The sequence below is a fragment of the Alcanivorax sp. HI0044 genome, assembly GCF_001634945.1.
This window is the reverse complement of sequence record NZ_LWEZ01001527.1, coordinates 1-10930: the sequence shown is the minus strand read 5'-3', so window position 1 is coordinate 10930 and position 10930 is coordinate 1. Positions and strand designations below refer to the sequence as shown.

Here is a 10930-nt window from a genome sequence, read left to right as displayed (position 1 = left end):
CGTTGGGCAGGGGTCTATCAGGCTTATCTGGATCGAGGGCTGGCAACTACCCAAGCGTTAGTCATCCTGGCGCGCAAACTGGTTCGTATCGCCTTCGCGCTTATGAAAAATGGCACCGACTATCAGCCGGCCCCTGCCTCATGAAGACTGGGGTGGACAACATAGAATCTCCTACGGTCGGAATTTATTGCCTCTTAAAAAAGAATGACCGAACGAATGCTCTTGCCTTCGTGGAGCAAATCAAAGGCAGTATTGATCTCGTCCAGGCCCATGGTGTGGGTGACGAATTCATCAATCTTGATTTCGCCTTTCATGTAGCGATCCACGTAACCGGGTAATTCCGTGCGGCCTTTGACGCCGCCAAAGGCAGAGCCTTTCCAGACCCGGCCAGTGACCAGCTGGAACGGGCGGGTGGAAATTTCTTCGCCGGCACCGGCCACGCCGATAACGATGGATTCGCCCCAGCCCTTGTGACAGCACTCCAGAGCAGAGCGCATCACGTTCACGTTGCCAATGCACTCGAAGGAATAATCCACGCCGCCGTCGGTGAGCTCGACAATCACTTCCTGGATCGAATCGTTGTAATCCTTCGGGTTGATAAAGTCGGTGGCGCCGAACTGGCGGGCCAGGGTTTCCTTGGCCGGGTTGGTGTCGATGGCGATGATGCGTTCTGCCTTGGCCATCACCGCGCCCTGAATCACCGACAGGCCGATGCCGCCGAGACCGAACACCGCAACGGTGGATCCGGCTTCTACCTTGGCGGTATTGAGTACCGCGCCAATGCCGGTGGTAACGCCGCAACCCAGCAGGCAGATCTTGTCCAGCGGCGCTTCCTTGCTGACCTTGGCCAGGGAAATTTCCGGCACTACGGTGTACTCGGAGAAGGTGCTGGTGCCCATATAGTGATGCAGCAGTTTACCGTTCAGGGAAAAGCGGCTGGTGCTGTCGGGCATCAGGCCCTGGCCCTGGGTGGCGCGGACCGCCTGGCAAAGATTGGTCTTGCCGCTGAGGCAGAATTTGCACTGGCGGCACTCGGCGGTATAGAGCGGAATCACGTGATCGCCGGGTTTCAGGCTGGTGACGCCTTCACCCACTTCCTGCACGATGCCGGCGCCTTCATGGCCGAAAATGGAAGGGAACAGGCCTTCTGGATCTTTCCCGGACAAGGTGTAGGCGTCCGTGTGGCAGACGCCGGTGGCGACGATCTGTACCAGCACTTCACCGGCCTTGGGACCGGCCACGTCGACTTCTTCAATAACCAGAGGTTTGCCTGCTTCCCAGGCCACAGCGGCGCGTGATTTCATGATGACTCCAACAATAATGGCATTTGGGTGGTGGCCAGACTCGGCGCAGACGGGTTGATGTTATGTCCGTCGCTTGACCAGTCTACCGGACCACGGATAGCTGGATTCACTATACGCAGACACGAATCAGGCTATAAGGCACAATTCGGCAATAGATTATTGTTCAGGAGCAACAATGCAGCATTGGGACCGAATTGAGGCCTTCGTGGAAGTGGTGCGCCTGGGCTCCTTTGCGCGCGCCGCCCGGGGCCTGGGGGTATCCAGCTCCCATGTGAGCCGGCTGGTGGCGCGGCTGGAAACCCAGCTGGGTACGCAGTTGCTGTACCGCACCACCCGGCGGCTTACGCTGACGGATGCCGGCGCGGTTTACTTCGAGCACTGTTGTCAGTTGTTCGATGGGTTTCAGGAGGCGTTGAATGCGATCAGTGATTTCCAGCAGCAGCCCACCGGCGTGCTGCGGCTGACTTGTGCCACTACCTTTGGTGAGCGATTTATCGCGCCGCTGGTCAACGATTTTCTGGCGTGCCACCCGCAGTTGTCGGTGCAGCTGGATTTCACCAATCGACGGGTGGATATTGTGGATGAGGGGTTCGATGTGGCGATTCGCACGGGTGCCTTGCCGGACTCGTCCCTGATCGCTCGCAAGCTCTGCCCCCGGCGGGAATATGTGGTGGGATCGCCAGCGTATTTCGACCGCCACGCCCGGCCCCATACGTTGGGTGAGTTGAGCGGCCATAATTGCCTGCAGGGTTCTTCGGAGCAATGGGCTTTTGATGTGGACGGCCAACATCGCCACAGCAAGGTGCAGGGTAACTGGAAGGGTAACTCCGGAGTGGCCTTGCTGGATGCGGCGCGCAAGGGCATCGGGCTGGTGCAGTTGCCAGATTATTATGTGGCGGAGGATCTGCAGCGCGGGGACCTGGTGTCAGTGCTGGACCAGTATGCCTGCACCCACACAGCGGTCTGGGTGGTGTATCCCCGGCATCGGCACTTGTCACCGAAGGTGCGCCAGTTCGTGGACTTTCTGGTGGAGCATATGGGGGATTGAAAAGGTGCTGAAAGAGTCTTTTTGCAGGAGCGCCGCCAGCGGCGCTCCTGCAGCAACCAAAAGGGAATGAATATGTACACAGGAAGTTGTCTTTGCGGTGGCGTCGCGTTCGAGATTGACGGTGAGCTGGCGCCGATACAGGTGTGCCACTGCCAGCAGTGTCGCAAGGCACAGGGCACTGCACTGGTGACCAATATTCCGGTGAAGACGACGCAGCTGCGCTGGGTTCGCGGGGAAGATCTGTTGAAAGGGTATGAGTCCACGCCGGGGAAGCAGCGAGTGTTTTGTCGCGAGTGTGGTTCGCCGCTGTTCAGTCGCCTTGAGAGTCTGCCGGGCGTGGTGCGAATTCGAGCGGGGCTGTTGAATGAGCCGTTGGAGACCCGCCCTGCGTTTCACTTTTACGTGGATTCAGCCTGTAACTGGTGGTCCATCGACGATGACTTGCCCCGGTATCCGGCGGGTCGCCCGGCATAGCCAGCGAGGCCGGGAACGGGCTACCCGTCCCGGCTTTGGGTGCAACGCTTACTAGCCCAGCTGGGCCTTGAGTGAGGCAATTTCCTGGGCGTCACTGTTACGCGCGGCAAAGGCCTGCCAGCTATCCGTTGCGTGGCTATGCAGGGCCTTGGCCATCCGCGGTTCTTCCTCTTCCGGCAAGTGCCCGAACAGTCCCAGCAGGTTGCTGTCGTGGGCCTGGCTGAGTGCCTGGTCCAGAGTCTGGGGTTGGCGTTCGGTGAGCACATCCAGTGCCGGGGCCAGGTGAGCATGATCCAGCAACGGTAGCAGGAGCAGCAGCTCGTCCCAGCTGTTCTCTTCCGCCACAGTGGTGATCAGGCTTTCCATGATGTGGTCTTCGCGCAGCTTGGCCACATTGACCACGGCCTGCTGGTGCGTGTTGTCCATGGCATTCACCGCCTGCAGCAGGTTGGTCCAAAGCTGCTGGTCGCTGGCAACTTCAATGATATGACTCAGCACCGTCTCTCCCTGTTCGGCCACCAGATTGCCCATCTGGCCGCGGAGCTGGGTGTTCAAATGGCCATTGAGTGACAGCACGGCGGGCCACAGCTCGTGATCGGTGGCGGCTTTGAGTGTGGCCCGTTGCTGCGTTTCGGTGAGCAGGCCCAGCAAGGTGTCGAGTTTGCTTTTATCTTCCAGATACAGCGCAATTTTCACCATGGCTTCACCGTCATCGACGCTGCCGGTGACGGCCTTCAGCGCGGACGGCTGGATCACGGCCACGAAGCGGGCCAGGGTGATGTGCTCATTCATGGCCAGCAGTGCCTTGGCGACCGTGGCGACAATCTTGTCGGGCATGGCGGCCAGCAAGGCCCGGGAATAGGAAGGCTCAAGGTGGATGCACAGCTTGGCGAGAAAATCGTCGGGCAGTTTGTCGGCCAGCTTGATAGCGCGCTCGGCGGGTAGCTCGGAGGCAATCCCGGCGGCCAGCACAGACCCCAGCACGGTGGTCGCCAGTTTGGCACTGGCGCCGGTGGGCACCAGCTTGCTGATGCCGGCCAGGCGTTGGTAGCTGTCCTGGTGCTGTTCATAGAAAAAACTGGAAACGCTGTTACGGAACGCGGCGAGGGCGTTCAGGTCCTGGCCGTCGAGAAAGGCCATCTCGGCTTCGTCGGTTTCCAGCAGACGGCTCAGCTTGAGTAGCTCGGCCTGGGTTTCAATATGCATGATCTGTCTCCTGCTGATTTAACCGAACAACATTTTTTTAACCGGGCGACGGAAAGGCCCGGGCACCACGTTCAAGGCATTATTCATGGCCTTTTCCACGCGGGCGTCTTTGGTTTCCAGTGCGGCGAGCACGGTGTCTGCCAGCTTGCTGGCCTGGTCAGCGGGCAAGGACTCGATAAAGGCCAGCGCATCGGCCGGCAAGCCCTTGTTTTTCAAGGTACTGATGGAATCAGACATGGTTCCTCCTTCAATTCAGGCGCTACTATGCCAGCAAAGCAGAAGGAAGACTGTTGCCGAAAAGCCGGTTTTGGGCGGCGCTTGAGAAAGGCTGAGGTGAAAATTTTACAAGCGGAGCGGAGGAAGGGACCGGCAAGGCGAGCGCCTTGCCGGCCGGCAATAACAGCGGTGCTCAGCTGAACTCGGTATGTTCGCTGATAAACCCCACGCTGATCGCGCCGGGGCCGATATTGACGCCGCCGGTGAGGCCCATGTGGCTGACCAGTAGCTGCACTCCGTGTTTCTCTGCGGTGGTTTTCAGGGCGGAAAAGCCGGGCATCTGGAAGGCGGCATCCGGGTCACCGGCATAGCTGACACAGACAATCGGGGTAAGCAGGCCGCGTTCCACGCACAGGCAGGCGTGGGCGAACATTTTTTCCACCGCACTCTCAAAGCCGCATACTTTGGCCACGGGAAAGGTCTGATCCTGGCGAGCACAGAGAATGGGTTTGATATCCAGTGCCGATCCCATCAGGGCGCCGACAAACCCCACGCTTTTATCGCCTTTTTTACGGGCCCGTTTGTGCACATAGTACAGATCCGGCACTACCGCGTAGCCGGTGGCGTTGGGGGTAAGGTCGCTGATGCGTTGGCGGATGTCACCGATTTTTGTGCCGGCCTGAATCAGGCGAATGGTTTCTGCGGCCAGCACGCCCTGCCCGGCAAACAGTGTCTGGCTATCGCTGACGCGAATACGAAAAGGGCCTTCCCGGCCGGCGGCTTCACGGACTTTTTTGTAGTCGGACAGGATTGCATGAGCAGCATCGGTGGCATTGTCGAAAATGGGGCTGCGACTCTTGGGGACAGTTTGCACCAGGGCGTAATCAAATTCGCCCACGGCCTGATCCAGTAACAGGGTGCGAATTTGTTCCACGGACGGTGGCGCAGTTTCTGCGTCATGGGTCTTGTCGACTTCGTGTCGGGCATAGAATTCCCGCGCCCGCTGTGGGTCCCGGTCATCCACATAAATTTCCTTGCCGATACGGATGGGAACCGGCATCACCAGAATGTTATTGGCATCAATAAAGTCTTTGGGAAGATCACAACCTGAATCCACAACCAGACCGATTTTCATTGTTATACGCCTTGCGAAGCCTGTGTGATTTCAGTCTAGAACGGGCGTTCCGGTATTGGCGTCTTTTTGCGTATGGGAATGGTGTAGGAATGTTATTTGAACGCTGCAGTCTGGATGCCAGGTGCCTGACCAGGAAAACCTGCAGGCTGCAGGTTTTTTGTCGGGCATCTGGCGTTAGGCGTCTTGCCGGCTGGGTTGTGCGAGGCGTTATTCAGGGGATCCTCAATTTTGCAGGAGCTCCCCCCTATTGAATATTGCCGCCCACTTCCACGATTTTCAGTGTGTTGGTGCCGCCGTGGGCATCGTCATAGTTGCCCTTGGTGATCAGCACCCGGTCGCCGGTCTGCACCACGCCCATGGCTTCCAGCATGCTCACTGCCTGGCGGTTCACGGTGTCGCTGGCTAGGGCGTGGCTGTCGAAGGGAATGGCATGGACGCCGCGCAGAATCGCCACGCGCCGCTGGCTTGAGGGGTAGGGGGTGAACGCATAGATGGGCATGCCCGAGCGTAGCCGTGACATCAGCCGCGGGGTATTGCCGGTTTCCGTCATGGCGATGATGGCGGCCACATTGCTGAGCCGGTTGGCGGCCTGCATGGCGGCCATGGCGATGACTTCATCAATGTTGTCTGCGCTGTCATTGATGGGGCGATCGGTGCGGCGTTCCTGCCAGGTGCGTTCGGCGCCAAGGATAATGCGATCCATGGCTTGCACGGTTTCTTTCGGAAAATCGCCAACGGCGGTTTCCGCCGACAACATCACCGCATCGGTGCCATCCAGCACCGCGTTGGCCACGTCGGAGACTTCCGCACGGGTGGGTTGCGGGCTGTGGATCATGGATTCCATCATCTGGGTGGCGGTGATCACGAAACGGTTCAGTGCCCGCGCCCGGCGGATGATGTGCTTCTGCACGCCGACCAGTTCGGCGTCACCAATTTCCACGGCCAGGTCGCCGCGGGCCACCATAACCCCGTCGGATGCGTTGATAATGGCATCCAGGGTGTCATCATCCGCCACCGCTTCAGCCCGCTCGATTTTGGCGATGATGCCGCCCTTGCCTCCGGCATCGTGATAGCGGCGGCGGGCTTCGTTCACATCCTCGGCATCGCGGGGAAAGGACAGGGCCAGGAAGTCCACTTCCATATCGGCGGCGGTAAGGATATCGGCCAGATCTTTCTCGGTGAGGGCGCGGGCACTGAGCCCGCCGCCCTTGCGGTTCACGCCTTTGTGATCAGACAGTTCGCCACCCACCCGCACGGTGCATTCCACGCGGGTGCCATTGATGGTGTTCACTTCCAGTTCCAGCAGGCCGTCATTGAGCAAAAGAATATCCCCTGCCTGACAATCGGTGGGCAAGGGGGGATAGCTGACGCCGACTTGTTCGGCATCGCCGGCGTCATCCGGGAGGGCCGTATCCAGGGTAAAAGGCTGCCCGGCGCTGAGCATGATGGGACCGTCCCGGAAGCAGCCAATACGGATTTTGGGCCCCTGCAGATCGGCGAGGATGGCCACATGCTCACCGCGTTGCCCGGCGCAGCGGCGAATCTTCTCGGCAGTCTCACGATGGGTATCGGCGGTGCCGTGGGAAAAATTCAGCCGGAAGACATTAACACCGGCCTCGATCAGCATGTCGAGCATGGGTTCCGGTGCAGAGGCGGGGCCAACGGTGGCAACAATCTTGGTGCGGCGAAGCGGGTGCTGTGGGGTGCGAGAGGGCATGCGTGTCTTTCCATCAATCATTTCGCATTAGCATACCATGGGGACGCGAACGAACGATGACAGCCAGCCGGGCATGGGACCGGAAAGCTGAGATTCATTTTAATCCTTAAAGAAAGGTTCATTGCGGAATTGAGTGATCAGCCGGTTTCAGAACTTGTCTCATTATCCCGCCCTGGTAACCGCAGGACGCCGGATGCCCGACGATGGACGCTTGAATTCAAAACCTAAAAACCTTGGCGACCATTCTCTCTGCGCAAAAACGACAACGCCTCAGGCTATGGAGGTTTGCGTCAGGCGTTCGGCGTCGAGCGTTTGGCAAAGTGCCGGGTATTTGTGATAAGCCGTCAGACGGCGAAAAGCGTGTTATTCACTCTAAGCCGCGATGAACCTAAAGAAAGCCCCGCCGGGAAGGCGGGGAAAGGGGAAACCGGTAGCAGGGAATCAGTGAAGCATGGCAAAGGCACAGGCCTGGGCCTGGCTGAGACGAAGAAAGTCACCCATACCCATTTTTATCACTTCCGTGTGAGTGCCCGCATTGAAGGCAAGCCAATCTTCGCGAAGCAAGGTGTCGTCCACATAGACATTCATGTTGTACAGATTCCCGAACGGCGGTTCGCCACCGGGTTCGCAAAGCGGGAAGCAATCCTTGAAGTCGTCTTCGCTGGCCAGCTCAACGCGGTTGGCATGGAGGGCCTGGCGTAATTTTTCCGGATCCAGATATTGGTTGGCAGGCAGCACCGCCATGGCCAGTTTTCCATCCACGTCCACAATCACGGTCTTGGCCATGTGTCGGCCGGGAATATGGGCGGACTGTGCTACCTCGGAAGCGGTAACAGCGGGCGCGTGGTTGTAGCAGTGATAATTCACGCCGTTGTTGTCGAGAAAATCGGCCAGTGCGCGGGCGGGCATGACGAACCTCCTCCCGGAATCGTGTCGCCGGGATTGGGGAGCGGCCTGACAAACAGCTTGTGGCTGGAGCCCAGGAGACGCTCCGTGACAGGATGTCTGATTAAGGGTAGAGCCGGCGAACAAGGAGGAGAAATACAAATATGCGCTAATCTTTATAGCGGAAAAGAATAGGACGAGCGGTCGGTGTATCTTGTGTGGTGGCTGTAGGAGTTCCCTTCCAGGGGACGAACCGAGCGCAGCGAGGAGAATAAAAAGCAAATTTCTTTTTGAGGGATGCCTGCCCAGCTGGCACGCCTGAGCATATTGCCGGCGATTTTCGCGCAAGCGCGATTCGTCCCCTGGAAGGGAACTCCTACAATATTCTTTAAGGGATAGGGTTCAATAAAAACGCGGGCAGTGATCATGCCGTCTGGCATAACCCCTGCCCGCGTTGTTGCGTGTTGCATGCTGCCTGGCGCGTGCAGCGTCTCTTGTCACATTCCCAGATTGTCGAGAATGCGCAGGTTCGGCCCGGCCTGATTCATGGTGTAGAAGTGCAGCCCCGGCGCGCCCATGGCCAGTAGCCGTTCGCACAGACGGGTAACCACTTCTTCGCCGAAGGCTTTTACTGCGGCATCGTCGTCCTTGATGTCGTTGAGTTTGCTTTGCAGCCAGCGCGGCACATCGGCGCCACAGGTGTTGGAAAAACGCAGCAGGTTGGCCACATTAAGAATCGGCATGATGCCCGGGTAGACGGGAGCATCACAGCCAGTTTTTTGCAGCGCGTCCATGTAATAGCCGTAGGCATCAGCATTATAGAAATACTGGGTCAGGCCACTGTTGGCGCCGGCATCCATTTTGCGCTTGAAGTGAGCGATATCATCTTCAAAGCTGCGTGCCTGGGGATGCATTTCCGGGTAGGCCGCCACTTCCAGCTGGAAGTGGTCGCCGGTTTCCTGGCGGATCAGGGCCACCAGTTCATCGGCGTATTTGATTTCGCTTTGCGCATAACCCATGCCGGAAGGCAGGTCACCACGCAGGGCGACGATGCGGGTGACACCCGCATCCTTATAGCCGTTCACCAGTTCAAGGATTTCTTCCTTGCTTTGACCGATGCAGCTGAGGTGCGGGGCGGTGTCGCCGTGCTGCTCGCGCAGCTTGTTGACCATGTCGCGGGTGTTGTCACGGGTAGAGCCGCCGGCACCAAAGGTGCAGGAAAAGAAAGCCGGGTTTTTGGCCAGCAGCTTCTTCTGCGTGGCCAGTAATTTTTCCTTTCCCTGTTCTGTCTTGGGAGGAAAAAATTCAAAACTGATTCGTTGCATGGGGCTTGCCATTTACGTTTGTCATTGTTGAAAGCGTAGTGCTTTCGATGGCCGGGTCGGACGTCGGAAGTCTGACGCTTTTGGCATCCGACTTCCGGCGTCAGACGTCCGACTTAGTACTTGTAGTGCTCGGGCTTGAAGGGGCCTTCCACGCCGACGCCGATGTAGTCGGCCTGCTCCTGGGTCAGTTTGGTGATCACGCCACCGAAGCCTTCCACCATGTAACGGGCCACTTCTTCGTCCAGCTGTTTGGGCAGCACTTCCACCTTGAGCATTTTTTCTTTCACGGCGTCAGAGTGGTTGGCGTAACCCTGATCGAACAGATACATCTGCGCGAGGACCTGGTTGGCGAAGGAGCCGTCCATGATGCGGCTGGGGTGGCCGGTGGCGTTGCCCAGGTTGACCAGGCGGCCTTCGGAGAGCAGCAGCAGGAAATCGCCGGCGGCCTTGTCACGCCATACCTTGTGCACCTGCGGCTTCACCTCTTCCCATTCCCAGGTCTCACGCATGAAGGCGGTGTCCACTTCGTTGTCGAAGTGGCCGATGTTGCAGACCACGGCGCCTTTCTTGATGGTCTTGAGCATGTTGGCGTCGCAGACATTGAAGTTGCCGGTGGTGGTTACCAGCAGGTCGGTGTTGCCCAGCAACTCGGTGTTGATGGAGGCTTCGCTGCCATCGTTGATGCCGCCCTTGTACTGGCTGACCACTTCAAAGCCGTCCATGCAGGCCTGCATGGCGCAGATCGGGTCCGCTTCGGTAACCTTCACGATCATGCCTTCCTGGCGCAGGGACTGGGCTGAGCCCTTGCCCACGTCGCCGTAACCGACAACCAGTGCTTTCTTGCCTGACAGCAGGTGGTCGGTGCCGCGTTTGATGGCATCGTTCAGGGAATGACGACAACCATACTTGTTGTCGTTTTTGCTCTTGGTGACGGAGTCGTTCACGTTGACCGCCGGCACTTTCAATGTGCCTTTTTTCAGCATTTCGTAGAGACGGTGCACACCGGTGGTGGTCTCTTCGGTGATGCCGTGAATGCTGTCGAGCATGGCCGGGTAGGTCTCGTGGATGTAGCCGGTCAGGTCGCCACCATCATCCAGAATCATGTTGGCTTCCCACAGCTCGCCGTTGCCGTCGCGACAGGTTTGCTCGATGCACCACATGTACTCTTCTTCGGTTTCGCCTTTCCAGGCAAACACCGGTACGCCGGCGGCGGCGATGGCCGCAGCGGCGTGGTCCTGAGTGGAGAAAATGTTACAGCTTGACCAGCGTACTTCGGCACCCAGGGCGACCAGGGTTTCGATCAGCACAGCGGTCTGAATGGTCATGTGGATACAGCCGATGATTTTGGCGCCTTTCAGCGGCTGCTCGGCACGGTACTTTTCGCGAATGGCGATCAGTGCCGGCATTTCGGTTTCGGCGATATGGATTTCCGAGCGGCCATAGGCGGCAAGGGAAATATCGGCGACTTTATAGTCGGTAAAGGTGTCCGCTTTCGCGTTCATGGTTTTCTCCGTTGGGGTCGGACGTCGAAGGTCGGACGTCTGACGCTAAAAGCTTTCATGCACTTTTCAGTGCCTGGATCAAGTTGTTGAGCATGGCGTAAATGCGGTCAACATCCTG

10 protein-coding genes are annotated in these 10930 nt (G+C 58.4%); 2 read left to right on the top strand and 8 right to left on the bottom strand.

Going from position 1 to position 10930, the window contains the following annotated elements; genetic code table 11:
* Positions 1-194: 194 nt before the first annotated feature.
* Entirely contained in the window at positions 195-1304 is a 1110-nt protein-coding gene (locus A3730_RS23000; RefSeq protein ID WP_063520956.1) for an S-(hydroxymethyl)glutathione dehydrogenase/class III alcohol dehydrogenase, read from the bottom strand.
* Between the two features lie 175 nt (positions 1305-1479).
* On the opposite strand from A3730_RS23000, the gene A3730_RS22995 reads away from it, so the two are divergent.
* Both A3730_RS22995 and A3730_RS22990 read left to right on the top strand, forming a co-directional pair.
* Positions 1480-2352: a LysR family transcriptional regulator gene (locus tag A3730_RS22995; protein ID WP_063518932.1), complete on the top strand. Its 873-nt coding sequence runs from the start codon at positions 1480-1482 to the stop codon at positions 2350-2352.
* A 72-nt stretch (positions 2353-2424) separates the two neighbouring features.
* Positions 2425-2826 carry a GFA family protein gene (locus tag A3730_RS22990; RefSeq protein ID WP_231880475.1) on the top strand — a complete coding sequence of 134 codons (402 nt, stop codon included), beginning with the start codon at positions 2425-2427 and terminating at the stop codon, positions 2824-2826.
* A gap of 51 nt (positions 2827-2877) precedes the next feature.
* Here A3730_RS22990 and A3730_RS22985 read toward each other — a convergent pair whose 3' ends face one another.
* The 7 genes from A3730_RS22985 to ahcY form a co-directional block, all read right to left on the bottom strand.
* On the bottom strand, positions 2878-4032 hold the full coding sequence (locus A3730_RS22985; protein WP_063518933.1) for a hypothetical protein: 1155 nt from the start codon (positions 4030-4032) through the stop codon (positions 2878-2880).
* Positions 4033-4050: 18 nt separating this feature from the next.
* The gene (locus A3730_RS22980) at positions 4051-4269 is read right to left on the bottom strand and encodes a hypothetical protein (RefSeq protein WP_007151188.1); all 219 of its coding nucleotides are present in this window, start codon (positions 4267-4269) and stop codon (positions 4051-4053) included.
* Between the two features lie 172 nt (positions 4270-4441).
* Positions 4442-5383: a DegV family protein gene (locus tag A3730_RS22975; RefSeq protein ID WP_063518934.1), complete on the bottom strand. Its 942-nt coding sequence runs from the start codon at positions 5381-5383 to the stop codon at positions 4442-4444.
* 244 nt (positions 5384-5627) lie between these two features.
* Entirely contained in the window at positions 5628-7121 is a 1494-nt protein-coding gene (gene pyk / locus A3730_RS22970) for a pyruvate kinase (protein ID WP_063539042.1), read from the bottom strand.
* 420 nt (positions 7122-7541) lie between these two features.
* Positions 7542-8009, bottom strand: coding sequence for an aminoacyl-tRNA deacylase (locus tag A3730_RS22965; RefSeq protein WP_063518691.1), 468 nt, complete (start codon positions 8007-8009; stop codon positions 7542-7544).
* 473 nt (positions 8010-8482) lie between these two features.
* A complete protein-coding gene (gene metF / locus A3730_RS22960; protein WP_063518692.1) occupies positions 8483-9310 on the bottom strand; it encodes a methylenetetrahydrofolate reductase [NAD(P)H] in 828 nt (275 codons plus the stop codon).
* A gap of 113 nt (positions 9311-9423) precedes the next feature.
* Positions 9424-10812 (bottom strand): adenosylhomocysteinase, encoded by a 1389-nt coding sequence (gene ahcY, locus A3730_RS22955; RefSeq protein WP_063518693.1) that lies wholly within the window; start codon positions 10810-10812, stop codon positions 9424-9426.
* Positions 10813-10930 lie beyond the last annotated feature (118 nt).